Raw genomic sequence first — 19,640 nt, forward strand, 5'->3', positions numbered from 1 at the left:
CGAGTCTCTTAGGTCGTTTTGGAACGGGCGGTGGGCTGGCCGTCGTCCGCTTCCGCTATCTGCTTATTGCTGTGCGCTGGCGGCCGAGCCGTCGCGCTGGTCCAGGAAGGCCACGACGCGGTCGGCGTTTTGCACCGTGCACACATCCTGGGGCAGGTTCATGCCCACGGCCTTGAGATAGGCTTCACCGCCTGCGGCATCGATGGCCATCATGTGGTGCATGCACATCTTGCCTTCCTCGACGCAGCGGTTGAGCACCTTGTCGTACAGGCCTTCGTCCACGGTGGCGAAGCGCTCGACCGGGTTGCGCTCGCTGGGCTTGACCAGATTCAGGTAGGTGTCGCGGTTCAGGGCCTTGCCTTCGGACTTGGCCTTGGCAACCCACTGCTCGAATTCCTCGTCGCTGAGGCCGTGGAACTTGAACGTCATGCCCGAGAAGCCGGCGCCGCTGTAGTGCGATGCCAGGCCGTGGAACACACCGGTCTTGTTGATCACTGCGTTCAGCTCGGTCTGCATGCCGGGCATGGCATAGATCATGCCGGCCAGGTCAGGCACGTAGAAGGCGTTCATCGTCGAGGTGGCTGTCAGCTTGAAGTGGATGGGACGATCCACGGGAGCGGCCAGCTCGTTGACGGTGGCGATGCCCTTTTCAGGGATGAAGAACAGCCACTTCCAGTCCATGGCCACGACCTGCACTTCCAGCGGCTTGACATCGGTGCTCAAGGGCTTGGAGGCCGAGACGCGGTCCAGCGGGCGGTAGGGGTCGAGCTTGTGGGTGCTGATCCAGGTGATGGCGCCCAGCGCGATGATGATCATCAGCGGCACGGACCAGATCACCAGCTCCAGCGTGGTGGAGTGGTGCCATTCGGGGTCGTAGTGGGCCTCGGTGTTCGACTGGCGGTATTTCCAGGCGAACAGCAGCGTGAGGATGATCACCGGGATGATGATGATCAGCATCAGCAAGGTGGCCGTGACCACCAGGTTGCCTTGCTGCGCGGCGATATCGCCGGCCGGGTTGAGCACGACGGCTTTGCTGCAGCCAGTGAGACTGGCTGTCAAAGCGGCCGCGGTGAGCCACGCAGGCCCACGGAGTTCCTTGATTTTTAGCATGCTAGGGGCGCAACAAGAGCGCGTTTACATAGAAACGCGGATTACAAGATCCGGGCAAATGTATTACGAAGTATAAATTTGTCCATTGGACATTTTGTCCAACGTCAAGGAGAAGCCGGGAACTTTCTGCTACCTGGCGGGGCAGGCAGCGGGGTCCCGGCGGCCCGGAGGCCGCATTTTTCGGCCGCGCGCAGCAGGAAAAACACCAAGTCCGGTCGAGGTGAAACCGCCTTGCGCCAGATCAAGCGAGGGCGTAGAACGGAGCTGTCAGTGAGACGAGACAAGGAGCATCCATCTATGAGCGGCCTCGACACAACTGCAAGCTTCCCCAACGGAAGCTACGAAAGCAAGGAATCTCTGTCCCGCGCCGACACCCACGAAGATGTCACGCCCAACGAGATCGCCGTCGGCGTGATTCTGGGGCGATCCTCGGAGTACTTCGACTTCTTCGTGTTCGGCATCGCCTGCGTGCTGGTCTTCCCGGCACTGCTGTTCCCCTATCTTTCCAAGCTTGACGGCACGTTGATGTCGTTCGGCATCTTCGCGTTGGCCTTCGTGGCGCGGCCGTTGGGCACGGCGCTGTCCATGGCCGTGCAGCGGCGCTGGGGCCGGGCGACCAAGCTGACGCTGGCACTCTTCCTGCTGGGCGTGTGTACGGTGGGCATGGCCTTCCTGCCCAGCTACCAGCAGGCGGGCGTGAACGCCATCATCGTGCTGGCGCTGCTGCGCATCGGCCAGGGCATTGCACTGGGCGGCTCCTGGGACGGCCTGCCGTCGCTGCTGGCCATGTCGGCGCCCCAGAACCGGCGGGGCTGGTATTCGATGATCGGGCAGCTGGGTGCGCCGCTGGGCTTTGTGCTGGCGGCAGGCCTGTTTGCCTTCATCTATGCCCATGTGGATGCCGACGAGTTCCTCAGCTGGGGCTGGCGCTATCCCTTCTGCGTGGCCTTTGCCATCAACGTGGTGGCACTGTTTGCCCGGTTGCGCCTGGTGGTGGGCCAGTCCTACACCGAGCTGCTGGCGCAGCGCGAGCTGGAGCCCATGGGCGTGGTGCCGCTGATGCGCGACGAGGGCCGCAACGTGGTCATCGGCGCCTTTGCAGCCCTTGCCAGCTTTGCGCTCTTCCACCTGGTGACCATCTTCCCGCTGTCCTGGATCTCGCTGTATTCGGACCAGTCGGTGAACCATGTGCTGGGCGTGCAGATCGTTGGCGCCTTCTGTGCGGCCGGCGCCATCATGGTTTCGGGCTGGCTGGCCGACCGAGTGGGGCGGCGCAACACGCTGGGCACCATGGCCTGCCTGATCGGCATCTTCAGCTTTGTGGCTCCCTGGCTGCTGGGCAGCGGCACCACGGGCAACAACGTGTTCATCATCGTCGGCTTCATCCTGCTGGGCCTGTCCTACGGGCAGGCGGCAGGCACGGTGACGGCCAACTTCCCCTCGCGCTATCGCTATACGGGCGCGGCCCTGTCCTCGGACATGGCCTGGCTGGTCGGCGCGGCCTTTGCCCCGCTGGTGGCGCTGGGCGTGTCCTCGCGCTTCGGACTGGTGGCGCTGGGCATCTATCTGCTGTCGGGCGCGCTGTGCACGCTGGCGGCGCTGGGCATCAACCGGGCCATCGAGACGCGCGACTGAACGGGCCCTCGCAAGCCAAAGGCCGGCTCTGCCGGCCTTTTTTGTCGCCGGGCCGCCCCAAGGCAAAAAGCTGGCCCCCTGGGGGGCAGCGGACCTTGAGAAGCAGGGGAGCGTGGGGCATTTTCCGTTGCGGCTCCGCCTCAGGGGTTTTCACCGTAGCGCTGCTTGAAGTCGAATTCGAGCCTGTCGCAGTCCTGCACCGATTCAAACTGCTGCGTCTTGCGCTCGGCCTCTGGCCGCGCGGTTTCCTTGCGGCAGATCTTGATGGTTTCGCGCTCCACCCAGCGCGCCTCGCCTTCGGGCGTGGACAGCAACTGGCCAGCCAGCATGAGCACAGCGAAGAAGGCCACGGGCAGGCCGATGAGCCAGGGCACGATGCGGCTTTTTGGCGGCTTGGGCGATTTCGGCGGTGTTGGCTGTTTGGCCGGATCGGATCCGTTGGCGCTGGCAGCGGGGGCCGGTTCGCTGGAATGAGGCTCGGGTGTCTGTGGTTGCGCCATGGTGTGCTTGCTGTGGTTCCGGCTGGCGATTATCCAGGGCGCCCATCGCGCGCAGTCTGAGCGGAATCAGGGAACGGCGAGATCGCCTGTGCTAGCCATCTCCCCCATCTCCTGCACCAGCCATTTCTCCAGCGCAAGAATGTCGGCCCTGCGGCCCGGATGGGGCGCCACCCACAGCTGCAGGCGCCGAGGTCCGGCCAGTCGCGCGCCGCTGTTGCGCGCGCATGTCAGCGATCCGGCCAGTGACGGGCTGGAGATCGTGCTCAAGGGCGGGCAGATGGGAGGAGAGGCCTTCTTTGGCCACGTGCGTGATGGAGGCTAGGCAGGGCTCGCTGCCGCGACGATGGGGCAAACCTATAATGCGCGTTGGTCCCGACGGGACACCCTCCCGCCAGGGACAGCGCCCCGCGTGCGCGCTCCGAACTCCTAGACACCATGAGCACACCCACTTTCACCGTTGCCGACATTCGCAAGAGCTTTCTGGACTTTTTCGCATCCAAGGGCCACACCATCGTGGAGTCGAGCCCCCTGGTGCCCGGCAACGACCCGACGCTGATGTTCACCAACTCGGGCATGGTCCAGTTCAAGGACGTGTTCCTGGGTACCGACAAGCGCCCCTACACGCGTGCCACCTCGGTGCAGACCTGCCTGCGCGCAGGCGGCAAGCACAACGACCTGGAAAACGTGGGCTACACCGCCCGCCACCACACCTTCTTCGAGATGCTGGGCAACTGGTCCTTTGGCGACTACTTCAAGCGCGAGTCGCTCAAGTGGGCCTGGGAACTGCTGACCGAGGTCTACAAGCTGCCCAAGGAGCGCCTGCTGGCCACGGTCTACGCCGAGGACGACGAGGCCTACGACATCTGGACCAAGGAAATCGGCCTGCCGCCCGAGCGCGTGATCCGCATCGGCGACAACAAGGGCGGCCGCTACAAGAGCGACAACTTCTGGATGATGGCCGACACCGGCCCCTGCGGCCCCTGCTCGGAAATCTTCTACGACCACGGCGCGCACGTGGCCGGCGGCCCTCCGGGCAGCCCTGACGAAGACGGCGACCGCTTCATCGAGATCTGGAACAACGTGTTCATGCAGTTCGACATGGACGAGCAGGGCAACGTCAAGCCGCTGCCCGCCCCCTGCGTGGATACCGGCATGGGCCTGGAGCGCCTGGCCGCCATCCTGCAGCATGTGCACAGCAACTACGAGATCGACCTGTTCCAGGCACTGATCAAGGCGGCTGCGCGCGAGACGCATATTGCCGACCTCGAGACCCCGTCGCTCAAGGTCATTGCCGACCACATCCGCGCCACCTCCTTCCTGGTGGCCGACGGCGTGATCCCGTCCAACGAAGGCCGCGGCTACGTGCAGCGCCGCATCGTGCGCCGCGCCATCCGCCACGGCTACAAGCTGGGCCAGAAGACGCCGTTCTTCCACAAGCTGGTCAAGGACCTCGTGGCCGTGATGGGCGACGCCTATCCCAAGATCCGCGAGCAGGAAGCGCGCATCACCGAAGTGCTCAAGGTCGAGGAAGAACGCTTCTTCGAGACCCTGGCCAACGGCATGGAAATCCTGGATGCGGCGCTGGCCGGTGGCGCCAAGGTGCTGCCCGGCGACGTGGCCTTCAAGCTGCACGACACCTATGGCTTCCCGCTGGACCTGACCAACGACGTCTGCCGCGAGCGCGGCCTGGGCGTGGACGAGGCAGGCTTTCAGGCCGCCATGGAAGAACAGAAGAACAAGGCCCGCGCGGCTGGCAAGTTCAAGATGGACCGCGCCCTCGAGTACACGGGCCAGGCCAATGCCTTCACCGGCTACCAGAAGCTGGCCGAGGCCGCCAAGGTGGTGGCACTGTATGCCGAAGGCAGCGCCGTGCAGGAACTCAAGGCCGGCCAGAGCGGCGTGGTCGTGCTCGACACCACACCCTTCTACGCCGAGTCCGGCGGCCAGGTGGGCGACCAGGGCGTGATCAGCACCGCAGGCGCGCGCTTCGCGGTCGAGGACACGCTCAAGATCAAGGCCGATGTGTTCGGCCACCACGGCGTGCTGGAGTCCGGCAGCCTGAAGGTGGGTGATGCCGTGCAGGCCGAGGTGGACACGCAGCTGCGTGCCGCCACCATGCGCAACCACTCGGTCACGCACATCATGCACAAGGCCCTGCGCGAAGTGCTGGGCGACCACGTGCAGCAAAAGGGCTCGCTGGTCAACGCCGAGCGCACGCGCTTCGACTTTGCCCACAACCAGGCCGTGACCGCTGCCGAGATCCGCGAGATCGAGCGCCGCGTGAACGCCGAGATCCTGGCCAACACGCCCACCGACGCGCGGGTGATGGACATCGAATCGGCCAAGGCCACGGGCGCCATGATGCTGTTCGGCGAGAAGTACGGCGACTCCGTGCGCGTGCTGGACATCGGCACCAGCCGCGAGCTGTGCGGCGGCACCCACGTGCAGCGCACGGGCGACATCGGCCTGTTCAAGGTGGTGGGCGAAGGCGGCGTGGCCGCTGGCGTGCGCCGCATCGAGGCGGTGACCGGCGAGAACGCGCTGGCCTACCTGCAATCGCTGGAATCCACGGTGGACCAGGCGGCCGCTGCGCTGAAGGCGCCGACGGCCGAGCTGAACACCCGCATCGGCGGCGCGCTGGAGCAGATCCGTGCGCTGGAGAAGGAAGTGGCTGCGCTCAAGGGCAAGCTCGCTTCCAGCCAGGGCGACGAACTGGCCGGTCAGGCCGTCGACGTCAAGGGCATCAAGGTGCTGGCCGCCAGACTGGAAGGCGCCGATGCCAAGACCCTGCGCGAGACCATGGACAAGCTCAAGGACAAGCTGGGCGCCGCCGCCATCGTGCTGGCGGCGGTCGATGGCGACAAGGTGCAGCTGGCTGCCGGCGTGACCAAGGCCGAGACCTCGCGCATCAAGGCTGGCGAGCTGGTGAACTTCGTGGCCAGCCAGGTCGGCGGCAAGGGCGGCGGCAAGCCCGACATGGCCATGGCCGGTGGCACGGATGCAGCGGGCCTGCCGGCCGCGCTGGCCGCCGTGCAGGCCTGGGTGGCAGAGCGCGCCTGATCCAGCTGCGCGGCAGATGATTGCTGCTGCTCCCGCTTCGGGACGCCCCGGTGGATTCCTCCACCGGGGCGTCTTGCCGTGGGCGCTGCGCATGGCGTGCGTGATGGGCGTGGTGGCGCAATCGGCCGCTGCCGCCGCGCAAAGCGTGGTCTTCATCAACCCCGGCCGATCCGACGAGCGCTACTGGACCACGGTCAGCGAGGCCATGCAGGACGCGGCCAGCAGCCTGGGCATGCAGCTGCAGGTGCGCTATGCGCAGCGCGACCACCTGCGCCCCATCGAGATCGCGCGGCAGATCGCGGCCCTGCCCAAGGCGCAGCGGCCCCGCTACGTGATGTTCACCAACGACTACAGCGTGGCGCCCGAAATCCTGCGCACGCTGGAGGCGGCAGGCATAGACAGCTTCATGGCCTTCAGTGGCGTGCCCGAGACATTGCGCGGCCAGACCGGCGTGGCGCGGGAGCGCTATCGCCACTGGCTGGGCAGCCTGGAGCCGGGCGCCGAAGAGGCCGGCTACCTCACGGCCAAGGCCCTGTTCGCCGCCGCGCGGGCGTCGGGCCACGCGCGTGCGGCCGATGGCCGGCTGCACATGGTGGCCATTGCCGGCGACCGCTCCACGCCCTCGTCGGTGGAGCGCAATGCCGGCATGCGCCGCGCAGCGGCCGAGGCCGGCGACGTGGTGCTGCAGCAGGAAGTCTTTGGCGAATGGCGCCGCGAACGCGCCGAGCAGCAGGCGGCCGTGCTGTTCCAGCGCTATCCCGAAGTGCGCCTGGTGTGGGCCGGCAACGACGAGATGGCCTTTGGCGCCATGCAGGCCTGGCGCGCGCGCGGGGGAGCGCCCGGGCACGATGCCTTCTTCAGTGCCATCAATTCATCGGCCGCCGCCATGACGGCGCTGCGCACGGGCGAGCTGAGCGCGTTGGCGGGCGGCCATTTCCTCACGGGCGCCTGGGCCCTGGTCATGCTGTACGACCATGCGCACGGCAGCGATTTCGCCACCGAAGGGCTGGAGCAGGTGCGGCCCATGTTCGCCTTGCTGGACAAGTCCCAGATCGACCGCTACGAGCACAGGATCAGCGCGCCCCTGGCTCCGCTGGACTTTCGCAGCTACAGCAAGCACCTCAATCCCCGGCTGCGGCGCTACGGATTCGAGTTGAAGCACCTGCTGCGCTGAGCGCCTTCCATGCCCCGCTTCCGTTCGATCGCCTCCTTGCTGATTGTGCGCATCATGCTGCTGGCCGTGGCCTGCATGCTGGTGTTCGGCGGTGCCCACGCCTGGTGGGAGTACCGCAAGGGGCAGCAGGAGTTTCGCCGTTCCATGGAGACGGTGGTGACCAACAGCATGATCTCGCTGTCGGCAGCGCTGTGGGATATAGAGCCTGCCCTGGTGCACGAGCAGGTGCAGTGGCTGGGCCGGCTGCCCCTGGTCGGCCATGTGCAGCTGCGCGTCACCTCCACGGGCGAGATGTACGAGGCCGGCGAGCCCAGGGATGGCCAGGCTCCCGCCGTGTCCATGGCCATTGCGGCGCCCAGGCACAGCCAGTCCAGCCTGCCGCTGGGTGAGTTGCAGGTCTGGGAAAACCGGGGCCACTACCTGGAGGTGCTGCGCGACTCCACGCTGCGCGTGCTGCTGGGCTATGCGCTGTTCACGGCCCTGGTCTGCCTGATGGTGGCCTGGGTGATGCGCCGCGAACTTCGCCAGCCGCTACAGCAGATTGCAGGCTTTGCGGCCAGCCTCAAGCCCAACGAGCTGTCGCGGCCACTGGTGCTGGAGCGGACCCGGCGCGGCCAGCACGACGAGATCGATCTGGTGGTGCAGGGCTTTGCCCAGCTGCAGCATGACCTGCGCGGCCACATCGAGCATCTGGACCTGCTGGTGGCCCAGCGCACCGGGCAACTGCAGGAGCTGGTGGAAGAGGTCAAGCGCATGTCGCTGACCGACGCGCTGACCGGCTGCCTCAACCGGCGCGCCATGGACGAGCGCCTGGCGACCGAGGTCGTCCAGAGCCGGGACCGGGGCGCGGCGCTGAGCGTGATGTTCGTGGACGTGGACCACTTCAAGCGGGTGAACGACAGGCACGGCCATGCCGCTGGCGACGCCGCGCTGCGCGAGGTGGCGCTGCGCTGCCAGCGTGCGCTGGAGCTGGATTCGTCGGCGCACTGGATGGCGCGCTACGGCGGGGAGGAGTTCCTGATCGTGATCCCAGGTGTCGCTGCGGCCCGGGCCGGGGCACTGGCCGGTCAACTGCGCGAGACCGTGCGCACCACGCCCGTGCATGTCCACGGGCTGGATCTGATGCTGACGGCCAGCTTTGGCGTGGCCCAATTGCGTGGCGGCGAGGGCGTGCAGCAACTGCTGCAGCGTGCCGATGCCATGCTCTACGAGGCTAAGCACGCCGGGCGCGACTGCGTGCGCGTGGCCGACCCGGCCTGACCTCAGGTCGGGCTCAGAACAGTTCGATGTCGTTGCTGTTCACCTGGGGTGCCAGCAATCCCTGGGTGATCAGGTCGCCGTAGTACCAGGTCTGGTTGCGGCCATGTTCCTTGGCGTGGTAGAGCGCCTGGTCGGCATGCCCCAGAACCTCCACGGGCGCGCCCGTGCCCATGGCGGCAAATCCCGCGCTCACGGTGATGCGGCCGACCTGGGGAAACTCGTAGCTCTCCACATCGTGGCGCAGGCGCTCCAGCGCCTTGCGCGCATTGGCCAGGCTGACCGAGCGCAGCAGCACCACGAACTCCTCTCCGCCGAAGCGGAATACGCGGTCCTTGGCATCGAAGCAGCTGCGCAGGATGTTGGCCACCAGGATCAGCACCTCGTCGCCATACAGATGGCCGAAGCGGTCGTTGATGCGCTTGAAATGGTCGATGTCGATGGCGGCCAGCCACTGGCCCGGAACATCTTGCGTGGCCACGCCAGGCATGGCTGCCGGCGGCTCCTGCAGAGACAGGCGCAGGAACTGCTCGTCGAAGGTCTTGCGGTTGAGCAGGCCGGTCAGCGCGTCGCGCTCGCTGTAGTCCAGCAGGCTCTGGTAGTTGTGATAGACACCGAAGATGCCCTGGATCACATCCAGCCGGCTGGGCGAGAAGGCCGTGGACTGGGCAATCTCCAGGCAGTGGTAGGCCGTCTCCTGGCGCCACAGCGGCAGCCACAGCACATGGCGACCATCGGGCTGCACGGCCGAGGCGACCAGGGCGCGCTGCTGCAGGGCCTGCTGCAGCGAGGGCATGGAGGACAGCTCCACGCTCTGCGGGTCGTACAGGGCCTCGGCATCGGTGGACATGACCTCATCGCCCTGGCTCCAGGTGCGCGCACGCACGCAGTGCCTGCCGTCAGGCATGGCGAACAGCTCCAGCGCCCGCACCTGCACCACGCCGTTGAGCTTGAACAAGGTGGACAGCACCGAGATTTCCAATCGCAGATGGTCCCGGTGGGCCGTCATCTCGACCAGATTCTGTAGCAATGGCTGCATGCGAGGCCTTGTCTTGGAGGAGGGCGCGACCGGCTCAGCGGCGCTCAAACACCAGATCCCATACGCCGTGGCCCAGGCGGATGCCGCGGTTCTCGAACTTGGTCAGCGGCCGGTAGTCGGGCTTGGCGGCATAGCCTTGTGCCGTGTTGGCCAGCAGGGGCTCGGCGCCCAGCACTTCCAGCATCTGCACTGCGTAGGGTTCCCAGTCGGTGGCGCAGTGGATGTAGCCACCGGGGCGCAGCCGGCGCGCCAGCTTGGCCACCAGCGGCTCCTGGATCAGGCGGCGCTTGTTGTGCTTCTTCTTGTGCCAGGGATCGGGAAAGAAGATGTGCACGCCGTCGAGGCTGGCCTCGGGCAGCATGTTGTCTATGACTTCGACGGCGTCGTGCTGCAGGATGCGGATGTTGGTGATGTCCTGCTCGCCAATGCGCTTGAGCAGGGCGCCCACGCCAGGCTCGTGCACCTCGCAGCAAAGGAAGTTGTCGTCCGGGCGCACACGCGCAATGTGTGCCGTGGCCTCGCCCATGCCGAAGCCGATCTCCAGGATCAGCCGGCCCTGGCGGCCATAGGTGGCTGCTGCGTCCAGCGGCGCGGCCTGGTAGTTGAGCACGAAGCGCGGGCCCAGTTCCTCGAAGGCCTTGGCCTGGCCGGTCGTGGTGCGGCCGGCGCGGCGCACATAGCTCTTGATGGTCTTGGGATGGGCCACGCCCTCGGGCGGCTGGCCGGTACGCGCGGCCGCAGGCGTGGAGGGTGAAGGGCAATCATGCGGCGTGCCGGAGGCAGCGGGCATGGTGTTCGGGATGTCGCCGTCCATGGACTGCTCGGCGTGGGAGGAAGGAATTGGGTTCACGGGCTCAATTGTATGTATGGCGCCAGCTCCGTACCCAGAACTGCAGCGCTTCGCCCAATGCGGTCTGTGGAGAAGGCTGGGGCAGGCCCAGGTGGGTGGCGGCGGTGCGAAGCGTGGCCAGGGGGACGCTCAGGTCCAGGGCGGGGGCGCCGTGCTGCTTGGAAAGTTTCTCGCCGTCAGGCATGAGCACCAGCGGCGTATGCAGGTACTGCGGGGCGGGCAGGCCCAGGGCGCGCTGCAGCAGCATCTGGCGGGGCGTATTGTCGGCGAGGTCGGCGCCGCGCACCACATGGGTGACGCCCTGCAGGCCGTCATCGACGACCACGGCCAGCTGATAGGCCCACAGGCCATCGGCCCGGCGCAGCACGAAGTCGCCGACGCTGTGGGTCACGTCCTGTTGCTGGGCGCCCATGCGGCGGTCCTGCCAGTGCAGCACGGGGTGGCGCCCGGCAAAGTGGTCCAGCGCAAAGCGCCAGGCGCGGGGGCTCTTGCCATGCAGGCCGCCGCGGCAGGTGCCGGGGTAGGGGCGCTCCACATGGCGTTCATGGATCCAGCCCAGGCGGTCCCAGGCGGCCTCGATGTCCTTGCGCGTGCAGCCGCAGGGATAGGCCAGGCCGCTGGCCTTGAGCTGCTCCACAGCGGCCTCGTAGAGGGCGCCGCGGCGGGATTGCCAGACCGGCTCCTCGTCGGGCAGCAGGCCGCAGGCGGCGAGCTGGCCCAGGATGGCCATGTCGGCACCGGGCTGGCAGCGCGGGGGGTCTATGTCCTCGATGCGCACCAGCCAGCGCCCGCCGTGGGCCCGGGCATCCAGCCAGCTGGCCAGCGCTGCCACCAGGGAGCCTGCGTGCAGCAGGCCCGTGGGCGAGGGCGCAAAGCGGCCCACATAGGGGGAGGCCGCGGTGGCAATGCCGGGATCGGGGGACTGAGGGACGGCGCAAATCATCGGGGCCGGATGTTAAAGCCTCGCGCCGCCCCTTGCCATGACCTGGGAGCCGGACACTGCCTCGGCTCAGTCCGCAACCATGGCCAGCGCCATCTCCAGCCCCGAGACAAAGGCATCCTCGACACGGCGGCCAATGCACCAGTCGCCGCACAGGCCCAGGCCGGCGTCCTTGTTGCGCAAATGGCTGCTGCCCAGCGGCGACAGGGTCTGGGCATGGGGCCAGAGATAGACGCTGGCATGGCGGGGGGGGATGCGGATGCGCGTGATCTCGCCAAAGGCCTTCTGCATCTTGGCCAGCACGCGGGGCGCGTCGTCGGAGCGGTGCTCCTGGGACCATTGGGGGCTGGCCAGCACGGTCCATCGCTCGCTCTGGGAGCGTCCCGGCTTGGACGATTCGCGCGCCACCCAGACTGCACGCTCATGGGTGGTACGGGCTGCATTCCACTGTGGGCCCAGGGTGGACAGGCCGGCCTCGGTGGCCATGGGATAGGACAGCGTCAGCGCCCAGCAGGGTGCCATCTCCACGGCCGCCATGCCCTGCACCAGCGACAGGGCCAGGGGCGTGGTCTGCAGCAGCTGGCGCGCCTGGGGCGCGGGCAGGGCGAGTATCACTTCATCGAATCCCGTGCGGATCTGCGTGGTCGGCTCGGTCGTCTCCACATGCAGGCTCCAGCCGCGCGAGCCGGGCTGGCGTTCGAGCTTGGTCACGCGCTGGCCCAGATGCAGGCGGTCGGCGTCCCACAGCGGCGCGGCCCAGGCCATGGGCAGGGCCTGCATGTCGGGCGTGGCCACCCAATGGGCCTCGGTGGGTGCGGGTGCGGCGCTGGACTGGCGACCCTGCGCATCCAGCACGCGCAGCGTGCTCACGCTCCAGGGGCGACACAGGCCGGGCACGGTCTGCAGGGCCAGCTCGAAGCGCTTGTCGCGCACGGTGAAATACTGCGCGCCGATGTCGAAGGCGCCATGCGCGGCGTTGACCGAGCGCATGCGCCCGCCCACCTGGGGCAGCCGTTCGTAGACATGGACATCGTGGCCGGCCTGCATCAGCGTGCGGGCGCAGGCCAGGCCCGCCATGCCGGCACCGATCACGGCGATGCGGCGCGCGCCGGCCTTGGGGCGCGCCTTGGAGGCTTCGGGGGGCTTGGTGGCCTTTTTCTTGACCGTGGACTTGGAGGCGGCGCGGGAAGCGTTCATGGAGCAGACCTTTGCGGGCAGTGGCAGATTCCGGGAAGCATGTCCTTGCCGGCCTGCTTCGCCGCAGCGGCGGAGCAGGCCGGGACCTGTAACCACTCTACACCCGCACAGACCGCCCGGCGGCGTGCGCCAGCTCAATGTCGGTGATGATTTTCCATGAGAGCGCGGCGCGTGGCGGGGCTTTCCAGCTGCTGCAGCCACCACTGCAGCGCGCGCGGCGGGTCCTGCTGCGGCGGGCAGGACCATGCGTAGTGCATGCGCACATTGCGCGAGGGCCGGGCGACCTGGCGCGTTACCAGCAGGCCGGCCTGCACATAGACGTCGGCCATGAAATGGGGCAGGAAGCCGCAGCCTATGCCGCGCACCTGGGCCTCGATCTTGGCCTGCATGGAGTCCACGGTGAAGATGTCCTGGCCGCTGAGCAGGCCCATGCTAGCGCTGTCGCGCAGGCCTGAATCGGCCACGGCGATGATGCGGTGCTGCAGCAGCGTCGCGTCGGTGATGGGCTCGGGCGCCGTGGCCAGCGGATGGTGGGGCGCCACGGCAAAGACGAAGTCCAGCTCGCCCAGCTCGCAGGCCTGCAGGCCTGCCACGTTGCTGGAGTTGACGGCCACGCCGATGGCCAGGTCGGCGCGGCCCGAGGTCAGCGTCTCCAGCGTGCCGGTGAGGATGCCGTCGCGCAGCTTCAGCCGCGTGGGCGGCTGCATGGCGTAGAAGGCCTCGACCAGTTCCAGCATGGGCGTGCGCGCCACGGCGCCGTCCACCACGATGGTCAGATGCGGCTCCCAGCCCGTGGCCACACGGCGCACGCGGTGGGCCACGGTGTCGATCTCATGCAGCAGCCGGGTGCCTTCGCGCAGCAGTTCCCGGCCGGCCTCGGTGGGCTGGGCGTGGCGCGAGCGGCGGTCGAACAGCAGCACGTCCAGCGCATCCTCGATCTGGCGCACGCGGTAGGTCAGGGCACTTGGCACCAGGCCCAGCTGGCGTGCGGCGGCGGCAAAGCTGCCGGCCTCGGCAATGGCCTGGAGCATGGCCAGGCTGTCGGGAGTGAGCACGTCGCGGGGGCTGGGCATGGGGCGTTATGGATTCAAAAGCTTTGAATGATGCCATCAATCCCGCTGTGCCTGGCCTGCTACAGCGGCTTCTACAGTGGAGCCACCGACGCAAGAGTTTTGAAGATCTGACCAGTTGAAAGGGACATACACATGATCGCCCTGCGCAAATCCCGCGAACGCGGCCATGCCGACCACGGCTGGCTGCGCTCGCACCACAGCTTCTCGTTTGCGGGCTATCACGATCCGCGCCACATGGGCTTTGGCAACCTGCGCGTGATCAATGAAGACCATATCGCCCCGGGCACGGGCTTTGGCGCCCATGGCCACAAGGACATGGAGATCATCAGCTACGTGCTCGAAGGCCGGCTCTCGCACAAGGACAGCATGGGCAATGAGCAGACCATCTCGCCGGGAGAGGTGCAGCGCATGAGCGCCGGCTCGGGCGTGGTGCACAGCGAGCACAACCACGCACCAGGCCAGACCACGCATTTCCTGCAGATCTGGCTGCTGCCCAGCGAGACGGGCATTGCGCCCGGCTATGCGCAGAAAGCCTTTGCCGACGAGGAAAAGCGCGGCCGCCTGCGCCTGGTGGCCTCGCCCGATGGCGCGGATGGCTCGGTCACCGTCCATGCCGATGCCCGGCTCTATGCCGGCCTGTTCGACGGCGATGAGCACGCCGAAATGGAGCTGCCCCCCGGCCGCAAAACCTATGTGCACCTGGTGCGCGGCGCGCTGAGCGTCAATGGGCAACGGCTGACAACGGGCGATGCGGCCCTTGTGGAGAATGAACCGCGACTGCGCCTGCACGACGGGGAACAGTCCGAGGTCCTGGTGTTCGATCTGCAAGCCTGAGCATTCACGAGGAGTAACCATCATGCTGAACCGTCTGAGCAACCCGCTGGCGCTGGCCGGCCGCATCCTGATCGCGCTGATGTTCGTGCCTGCGGGCTTTCAGAAAATCGGAGGCTTCGCCGGCACGGTGGGCTATGCGGCCTCGGTGGGCATGCCCATGCCGCAGATCGGCGTGGCCGTGGCCCTGGTGGTGGAGATCGTCGGCGGGCTGGCCCTGCTGCTGGGCTGGTGCACGCGCTGGGCGGCCCTGGCGCTGGCCTTCTTCACGCTGGTGGCCAGCTTCTTCTTCCATGCCTACTGGAGCGTGCCGGCTGACGCGGCCATGATGCAGCAGCTGCTGTTCTGGAAGAACATCGCCGTCACGGGCGGCCTGCTGGGCTTTGCCGCCCATGGCGCCGGTGGCTGGAGTGTGGATGCACGGCGCCATTGAGTGGCCCGCGCACTGCCGCCGGCTCCTTTATTTTTGTTAGGCTACCGGCCTGAGTGGGCCCCGCAGCAGCGCTGTGGGGCCTTTTGGCGTGGATGATCGATGAATGTGGCGCCTGCCGGCCTGGAGCCGTGGCCGGCGCCCGAGGATTTCTTGTATGGCAGATATCGTGGTGGTCTACCACTCGGGTTACGGGCACACCCAGCGCATGGCCCAGGCCGTGGCCGATGGCGCGGGTGCGCGCATGCTGGCCATAGACAGCGACGGCCAGCTGCCTGCCGGCGGCTGGGAGCTGCTGGCGGCGGCAGATGCCATCATCTTCGGCTCGCCCACCTACATGGGCGGGCCCAGCTGGCAGTTCAAGCGCTTTGCCGATGCCTCGTCCAAGCCGTGGTTCGTGCAGGCCTGGAAGGACAAGCTGTTCGCCGGCTTCACCAACAGTGCCAGCGTCAACGGCAACAAGCAGACCACGCTGGACTATCTGTTCCAGCTGGCCATGCAGCACGGCGGGCTGTGGGTGGGCAGCGGCATGCTGCCGTCCAACGCGCGCGCCGCGCAGCGCAACGACCTCAACTGGATAGGCGCCTTCAGCGGCGCCATGGCGCAATCGGCCTCGGATGCCTCGGCCGCCGAGATGCTGCCGGGCGACCTGGAGACCGCGCGCCTGTTCGGCGAGCGCGTGGCGCAGCAGGCGCTGCGGTTGATGCGCCAGGCCGGCGCGGCTTGATCGGCCGGCTCCACTGAACCTCACGCACCCAGCCGATCCAGCAGGCTGTACCAAGCCACCCCTGCCGCTATGTACAACCGTTGCAACCCATGCAGCGGTATCGGCTGAACCGGCGTTACCGGAAAGGGGCAGGCCGGCGCATTTCCGCCGGCCATCAGCTCGGCCGCCTCCCGCCCCAGCAGGGTAGCCATGGCAATGCCGCGGCCGTTGTAGCCCAGGGCCATGGTGATGCCGGGGGCAGGCTGGTGCAGGTGGGGCATGAAGTCGCGTGTGACGGCGATGCGCCCTGCCCAGCGGTACTCGTATTGGAGGGGGCCCAGTCCGGGGAACATCAGCGCCACGGCGCGTTCCAGGTGGGCATAGTCGCCTGCACCCTGCGGGTCCGCAAAATGTCCGCGCCCGCCCATGAGCAGACGGCCTTGTGCGTCCTTGCGAAAGTACAGCAGCAGGCGCTGCGAGGTCGAGCCTGTCTCGCCCCCGGGCAGGATGTGCGCGCCCGCCTTGCCCAGGGGCTGTGTGGCCACGATGAAGCTGTTGGCTGCCAGTACCGTGCGCGCCAGGCCAGGCCACAGGCCATCGGTATAGCCGTTGGTGGCCAGCAGCACCTGCCTGGCCTGTATGCGTTGACCCTGGGCCGTGGTGGCGGCCCAATGGTCCGTGCCCTGTCGCTCCAGTGCCAGCACGGGCGATCCGCTGTGGACCTGCGCGCCCAGGGTCTGTGCGGCGCGCACCAGTCCGCGCACGTAGGCCAGGGGCTGTATGGCGCCGGCGCGGCCGTCCAGCCAGCCGCCGGCAAACGCGGGCGTGCCGGTGCGTGCTGCCGTGGCAGTGCGGTCCAGCAGTTCCACGCGCACGCCGCGCCGCTCCCACTGCCGGGCGCGCGCATGCATGCCGTCCACCGCCTGCTGGGTGTATCCGACCTGCAGCCAGCCGGCGCGCACGGGCGCACAGTCGATGTCGTGGCGTTCGATCAACCCGTACACAAGGTCGGCCGAGCGGGAGACGGCGTCGATCAGCCGCTCGCCAAGAGCGGCACCGTGGATGCGCTGCAGTTCGTCGGGGTCGTACTTGAGGGTGGGGTTCACCTGGCCGCCGTTGCGGCCCGACGCGCCCCAGCCGGGAGCATGGGCGTCAAGCACGCACACGCTGGCGCCGCTTTCGGCCAGGTGCAGTGCTGCCGACAGGCCGGTATATCCCGCGCCGATCACCAGCACGTCGGTGGTGGTCAGCGCTGCTGCCAGCGGTGGCGTGGGCGGTGCGGCGGGTGCAGTGGCCGCCCACAGCGATGGCGCTGACGGGTGCGACAGCACGGGGCGTACCGACGAAGACGATGCGATGGAGGCGGTAGCTGCCATCGTCATGCCGCACCTTCTGATGGCGCACAGTGCTGGTGCAGCACGCGCCGCAGGAAGTCCTGCGTGCGTGCATGGCGCGGTGCGCCCAGCACCTGGGCCGAAGGGCCTGCCTCCACGATGGTGCCGCCGTGCAGAAAGCACACGCGGTCGGCCACCTCGCGAGCAAAGGCCATCTCGTGCGTGACCACGATCATCGTCATGCCTTCTTCGGCCAGCTGGCGCATCACGCCCAGCACGTCGCCTACCAGCTCGGGGTCCAGGGCCGAAGTGGGTTCGTCGAACAGCATGGCCTCTGGCTTCATGGCCAGGGCGCGGGCAATGGCCACCCGCTGCTGCTGCCCGCCCGAAAGCTGTGCGGGCCAAGCCTGTGCCTTGTCTGCCAGACCTACCTTGCGCAGCAGCTCCAATGCCTCGGCATGGGCCTGGCCGGGCGCCTGGCCCTTCACATGGATGGGGCCTTCCATCACGTTCTGCACCACGGTGCGGTGCGGGAAGAGGTTGAAGCGCTGGAAGACCATGCCCATGCGGCTGCGCAGCGCGTGGATGGACGGCGCGCGTGTGTCCACGCGCTCACCGAAGGCGCGCACCTCGCCGCCCTGGTACGACTCCAGGCCGTTGATGCAGCGCAGCACCGTGGACTTGCCTGATCCCGAAGGGCCGATCAGACACACCACTTCTCCACGTGCCACGCGCAGGTTGACGCCCCGCAGCACGCGATGCTCGCCGTAGGCCTTTTCCAGGTGATCGATCTCGATCATGGCGACTTCCTTCCCACTCCAAAGCGCTTCTCCAGACGCCTGAGCCCCCATACCAGCGGCAGGCTCATGGCCAGGTAGAGCAGGGCGACCAGGGTGTAGACCGTCATGTTCTGGAAGGTGGACGCTGCGATCAGCTGGCCCTGGCGCGTCATCTCGGCCACGGTGATGGTGGAGACCAGGGACGAGTCCTTGAGCATCATCACCAGGGTGTTGCCGTAGGGCGGCAGCGCTATGCGGAATGCCTGCGGCAGCACCACGCGGCGCATGAGCAGGGCCGGTCGCATGCCCATGGCCAATGCGGCTTCCCGCTGGCCTGGGTCCACCGCCTCGATGCCGGCGCGGAAGTTTTCTGCCTGATAGGCCGAATAGGCAATGCCCAGGCCGATCACCCCGGCCTGGAAGGCGGTGAGCTGGATGCCGACCTCGGGCAGCACGAAGTAGATGTAGAACAGCTGCACGATGATGGGCAGGCCCCGTATCACATTGACCACGGTCGACGCGGCCCACGAGACGGCGCGCACGGGTGAGAGCTTGCCCAGCGCCAGCACCAGTCCGATCGCGCTGGACAACAGGAACGACAGCGCGGTGACCTGCACCGTGACCACCGCTCCTTGCAGCAGGATGGGCAGGAACTCTCGCGCGTGCTGCACAAATGCTTGCATGGCGTACTTTCCTCGAAGGTGTCATTGCCGTGCATTGCGCGGCAAAGGGGGGTGATGCGCGAGGCGATCCGACGGGCGTCCGATGTCCTCAGATGCCCCACTTCTTGACGATCTGGGCCAGGGTGCCGTCTGCCTTGATGGTGGCGATGGCCTTGTTCAGGCGGGCCAGGGTTTCGGTGTCACCCTTGCGCACCACCAGGCACACATCCCCCACGTTGGAGGGCTTGTAGCTTTCGGCCAGCTTCACGCCCTGGAAGCTGTGCTGGCGTATCTGGTAGGCAATGATGGGCTGGTCACCCAGCCCTGCCTTGATGCGGCCAAGCGCCAGGTCGCGCGTCATGTCGGCTACCGAGTCGTAGCTGCGCACTTCCCTGAAGATGCCCTTTTTCTGCAGCAGGTCGTAGAACACCGTGCCCACCTGGGCACCGACGACCTCGCCCTTGAGGTCGTCCAATGACACATAGGCCTTGGCATCGTCGGCCTTGACGATCAGGCCCTCGCCGTAGGAGTAGACCGCATCGCTGAAATCGACCACCTGCTGGCGTGCGGCGGTCTTGAGCATGGCCGCCGAGATGATGTCGATCTTGCTGGATGTGAGCGAGGGGATCAGCGCCGCAAAGCTGGTCTGCTGCACATGGGCCTGGAAGCCTCCGGCCTTGGCCACGGCCTGCATGGTGTCGACCATCATGCCCTGGATGCTGTTGCTCTTGACGTCCAGAAAGGTGAACGGAATGCCTGTGGGCGTGGCGCCCACGTTGTAGCTGGCCGGGGCACTGCCGCCTTGCGCCGCAGCCAGCGCGACGGCGCCGGCGGCACACAGGCCCAAGGCGAGGTGGAGGACGCGGTGGACAAAACCTGGCATTGCCTGACTCCTTGGCGTGAACGACGGAAGGAAAGAGCAGGGACAGGTCACCTTGGGGGGCAGCCCCTCGCCTGCAGCGGAGAATTCTCGGAACCGTGCCAATGATCAATGTGGATGAATCTTAAAGAAATAAGAGAAAACCACTAAGCAATTCAAAGAAATCGATATGCGATTTTTTTG

At 67.2% G+C, this 19,640-nt stretch carries 19 protein-coding genes; 7 read left to right on the plus strand and 12 right to left on the minus strand.

The window, feature by feature from the left end:
* Nucleotides 1–63: 63 nt before the first annotated feature.
* Entirely contained in the window at nucleotides 64–1,110 is a 1,047-nt protein-coding gene (gene cyoA, locus ACRSCF_RS13195) for a ubiquinol oxidase subunit II (protein WP_016447182.1), read from the minus strand.
* 297 nt (nucleotides 1,111–1,407) lie between these two features.
* Here cyoA and ACRSCF_RS13200 point away from each other — a divergent pair, with 297 nt between their 5' ends.
* On the plus strand, nucleotides 1,408–2,745 hold the full coding sequence (locus ACRSCF_RS13200) for an MFS transporter (RefSeq protein WP_016447181.1): 1,338 nt from the start codon (nucleotides 1,408–1,410) through the stop codon (nucleotides 2,743–2,745).
* Between the two features lie 140 nt (nucleotides 2,746–2,885).
* Here the strand turns inward: ACRSCF_RS13200 and ACRSCF_RS13205 are convergent, their stop codons facing one another.
* Together ACRSCF_RS13205 and ACRSCF_RS13210 are read right to left on the minus strand one after the other, a co-directional pair.
* The gene (locus ACRSCF_RS13205) at nucleotides 2,886–3,119 is read right to left on the minus strand and encodes a hypothetical protein (RefSeq protein ID WP_017403895.1); all 234 of its coding nucleotides are present in this window, start codon (nucleotides 3,117–3,119) and stop codon (nucleotides 2,886–2,888) included.
* A 192-nt stretch (nucleotides 3,120–3,311) separates the two neighbouring features.
* Nucleotides 3,312–3,512, minus strand: coding sequence for a hypothetical protein (locus ACRSCF_RS13210; RefSeq protein ID WP_128422700.1), 201 nt, complete (start codon nucleotides 3,510–3,512; stop codon nucleotides 3,312–3,314).
* A 168-nt stretch (nucleotides 3,513–3,680) separates the two neighbouring features.
* Here ACRSCF_RS13210 and alaS point away from each other — a divergent pair, with 168 nt between their 5' ends.
* The 3 genes from alaS (at nucleotide 3,681) to ACRSCF_RS13225 (ending at nucleotide 8,739) form a co-directional block, all read left to right on the plus strand.
* A complete protein-coding gene (alaS, locus tag ACRSCF_RS13215; RefSeq protein ID WP_016447179.1) occupies nucleotides 3,681–6,305 on the plus strand; it encodes an alanine--tRNA ligase in 2,625 nt (874 codons plus the stop codon).
* Nucleotides 6,306–6,396: 91 nt separating this feature from the next.
* Nucleotides 6,397–7,479, plus strand: coding sequence for an ABC transporter substrate-binding protein (locus ACRSCF_RS13220; protein ID WP_016447178.1), 1,083 nt, complete (start codon nucleotides 6,397–6,399; stop codon nucleotides 7,477–7,479).
* 9 nt (nucleotides 7,480–7,488) lie between these two features.
* On the plus strand, nucleotides 7,489–8,739 hold the full coding sequence (locus tag ACRSCF_RS13225; RefSeq protein WP_074921317.1) for a GGDEF domain-containing protein: 1,251 nt from the start codon (nucleotides 7,489–7,491) through the stop codon (nucleotides 8,737–8,739).
* Between the two features lie 13 nt (nucleotides 8,740–8,752).
* Here ACRSCF_RS13225 and ACRSCF_RS13230 read toward each other — a convergent pair whose 3' ends face one another.
* The 5 genes from ACRSCF_RS13230 to ACRSCF_RS13250 form a co-directional block, all read right to left on the minus strand.
* Entirely contained in the window at nucleotides 8,753–9,775 is a 1,023-nt protein-coding gene (locus ACRSCF_RS13230) for a GGDEF domain-containing protein (protein WP_016447176.1), read from the minus strand.
* A gap of 34 nt (nucleotides 9,776–9,809) precedes the next feature.
* Nucleotides 9,810–10,565, minus strand: a complete 756-nt coding sequence (trmB, locus tag ACRSCF_RS13235; protein WP_197065211.1) for a tRNA (guanosine(46)-N7)-methyltransferase TrmB — start codon at nucleotides 10,563–10,565, stop codon at nucleotides 9,810–9,812.
* 64 nt (nucleotides 10,566–10,629) lie between these two features.
* Nucleotides 10,630–11,568: a tRNA glutamyl-Q(34) synthetase GluQRS gene (gene gluQRS, locus ACRSCF_RS13240; protein ID WP_046239825.1), complete on the minus strand. Its 939-nt coding sequence runs from the start codon at nucleotides 11,566–11,568 to the stop codon at nucleotides 10,630–10,632.
* A gap of 66 nt (nucleotides 11,569–11,634) precedes the next feature.
* Entirely contained in the window at nucleotides 11,635–12,762 is a 1,128-nt protein-coding gene (locus ACRSCF_RS13245) for an NAD(P)/FAD-dependent oxidoreductase (RefSeq protein WP_016447173.1), read from the minus strand.
* Nucleotides 12,763–12,896: 134 nt separating this feature from the next.
* Nucleotides 12,897–13,835 carry a LysR family transcriptional regulator gene (locus ACRSCF_RS13250; RefSeq protein WP_016447172.1) on the minus strand — a complete coding sequence of 313 codons (939 nt, stop codon included), beginning with the start codon at nucleotides 13,833–13,835 and terminating at the stop codon, nucleotides 12,897–12,899.
* A 132-nt stretch (nucleotides 13,836–13,967) separates the two neighbouring features.
* Between ACRSCF_RS13250 and ACRSCF_RS13255 the strand changes: the two genes are divergently transcribed.
* The 3 genes from ACRSCF_RS13255 to ACRSCF_RS13265 all read left to right on the plus strand — a co-directional run bounded on the left by ACRSCF_RS13255 (nucleotide 13,968) and on the right by ACRSCF_RS13265 (nucleotide 15,823).
* Nucleotides 13,968–14,669 carry a pirin family protein gene (locus tag ACRSCF_RS13255; protein WP_016451660.1) on the plus strand — a complete coding sequence of 234 codons (702 nt, stop codon included), beginning with the start codon at nucleotides 13,968–13,970 and terminating at the stop codon, nucleotides 14,667–14,669.
* Between the two features lie 22 nt (nucleotides 14,670–14,691).
* Nucleotides 14,692–15,099: a DoxX family protein gene (locus tag ACRSCF_RS13260; protein ID WP_016447170.1), complete on the plus strand. Its 408-nt coding sequence runs from the start codon at nucleotides 14,692–14,694 to the stop codon at nucleotides 15,097–15,099.
* A gap of 154 nt (nucleotides 15,100–15,253) precedes the next feature.
* The gene (locus tag ACRSCF_RS13265) at nucleotides 15,254–15,823 is read left to right on the plus strand and encodes a flavodoxin family protein (protein ID WP_016451661.1); all 570 of its coding nucleotides are present in this window, start codon (nucleotides 15,254–15,256) and stop codon (nucleotides 15,821–15,823) included.
* 20 nt (nucleotides 15,824–15,843) lie between these two features.
* Here ACRSCF_RS13265 and ACRSCF_RS13270 read toward each other — a convergent pair whose 3' ends face one another.
* From ACRSCF_RS13270 to ACRSCF_RS13285, 4 genes are all read right to left on the minus strand, one after another.
* On the minus strand, nucleotides 15,844–17,178 hold the full coding sequence (locus ACRSCF_RS13270; RefSeq protein ID WP_034348151.1) for an NAD(P)/FAD-dependent oxidoreductase: 1,335 nt from the start codon (nucleotides 17,176–17,178) through the stop codon (nucleotides 15,844–15,846).
* Nucleotides 17,179–17,180: 2 nt separating this feature from the next.
* The gene (locus ACRSCF_RS13275) at nucleotides 17,181–17,936 is read right to left on the minus strand and encodes an amino acid ABC transporter ATP-binding protein (protein WP_016451663.1); all 756 of its coding nucleotides are present in this window, start codon (nucleotides 17,934–17,936) and stop codon (nucleotides 17,181–17,183) included.
* The gene (ehuD, locus tag ACRSCF_RS13280) at nucleotides 17,933–18,598 is read right to left on the minus strand and encodes an ectoine/hydroxyectoine ABC transporter permease subunit EhuD (protein ID WP_034365154.1); all 666 of its coding nucleotides are present in this window, start codon (nucleotides 18,596–18,598) and stop codon (nucleotides 17,933–17,935) included. The genes ACRSCF_RS13275 and ehuD overlap by 4 nt, the downstream gene beginning before the upstream one ends.
* 88 nt (nucleotides 18,599–18,686) lie before the next feature.
* A complete protein-coding gene (locus tag ACRSCF_RS13285; protein WP_016451665.1) occupies nucleotides 18,687–19,460 on the minus strand; it encodes an ABC transporter substrate-binding protein in 774 nt (257 codons plus the stop codon).
* Nucleotides 19,461–19,640: the final 180 nt, after the last annotated feature.

It is taken from the genome of Delftia sp. 11MD (assembly GCF_050907895.1).
In the GTDB taxonomy this organism is placed as follows: Bacteria; Pseudomonadota; Gammaproteobacteria; order Burkholderiales; family Burkholderiaceae_C; genus Comamonas; species Comamonas tsuruhatensis.

Excerpts from the sequence above, each read along its gene's own strand:
- ACRSCF_RS13250 (WP_016447172.1), bottom strand. The coding sequence starts at position 13,835 with ATGCCCAGCCCCCGCGACGTGCTCACTCCCGACAGCCTGGCCATGCTC.
- ACRSCF_RS13270 (WP_034348151.1), bottom strand. The coding sequence starts at position 17,178 with ATGGCAGCTACCGCCTCCATCGCATCGTCTTCGTCGGTACGCCCCGTG.
- alaS (WP_016447179.1), top strand. The coding sequence starts at position 3,681 with ATGAGCACACCCACTTTCACCGTTGCCGACATTCGCAAGAGCTTTCTG.
- ACRSCF_RS13230 (WP_016447176.1), bottom strand. The coding sequence starts at position 9,775 with ATGCAGCCATTGCTACAGAATCTGGTCGAGATGACGGCCCACCGGGAC.
- ACRSCF_RS13255 (WP_016451660.1), top strand. The coding sequence starts at position 13,968 with ATGATCGCCCTGCGCAAATCCCGCGAACGCGGCCATGCCGACCACGGC.
- trmB (WP_197065211.1), bottom strand. The coding sequence starts at position 10,565 with ATGCCCGCTGCCTCCGGCACGCCGCATGATTGCCCTTCACCCTCCACG.
- cyoA (WP_016447182.1), bottom strand. The coding sequence starts at position 1,110 with ATGCTAAAAATCAAGGAACTCCGTGGGCCTGCGTGGCTCACCGCGGCC.
- ACRSCF_RS13275 (WP_016451663.1), bottom strand. The coding sequence starts at position 17,936 with ATGATCGAGATCGATCACCTGGAAAAGGCCTACGGCGAGCATCGCGTG.
- ehuD (WP_034365154.1), bottom strand. The coding sequence starts at position 18,598 with ATGCAAGCATTTGTGCAGCACGCGCGAGAGTTCCTGCCCATCCTGCTG.
- gluQRS (WP_046239825.1), bottom strand. The coding sequence starts at position 11,568 with ATGATTTGCGCCGTCCCTCAGTCCCCCGATCCCGGCATTGCCACCGCG.
- ACRSCF_RS13200 (WP_016447181.1), top strand. The coding sequence starts at position 1,408 with ATGAGCGGCCTCGACACAACTGCAAGCTTCCCCAACGGAAGCTACGAA.
- ACRSCF_RS13260 (WP_016447170.1), top strand. The coding sequence starts at position 14,692 with ATGCTGAACCGTCTGAGCAACCCGCTGGCGCTGGCCGGCCGCATCCTG.
- ACRSCF_RS13220 (WP_016447178.1), top strand. The coding sequence starts at position 6,397 with ATGGCGTGCGTGATGGGCGTGGTGGCGCAATCGGCCGCTGCCGCCGCG.
- ACRSCF_RS13285 (WP_016451665.1), bottom strand. The coding sequence starts at position 19,460 with ATGCCAGGTTTTGTCCACCGCGTCCTCCACCTCGCCTTGGGCCTGTGT.
- ACRSCF_RS13245 (WP_016447173.1), bottom strand. The coding sequence starts at position 12,762 with ATGAACGCTTCCCGCGCCGCCTCCAAGTCCACGGTCAAGAAAAAGGCC.
- ACRSCF_RS13225 (WP_074921317.1), top strand. The coding sequence starts at position 7,489 with ATGCCCCGCTTCCGTTCGATCGCCTCCTTGCTGATTGTGCGCATCATG.
- ACRSCF_RS13265 (WP_016451661.1), top strand. The coding sequence starts at position 15,254 with ATGGCAGATATCGTGGTGGTCTACCACTCGGGTTACGGGCACACCCAG.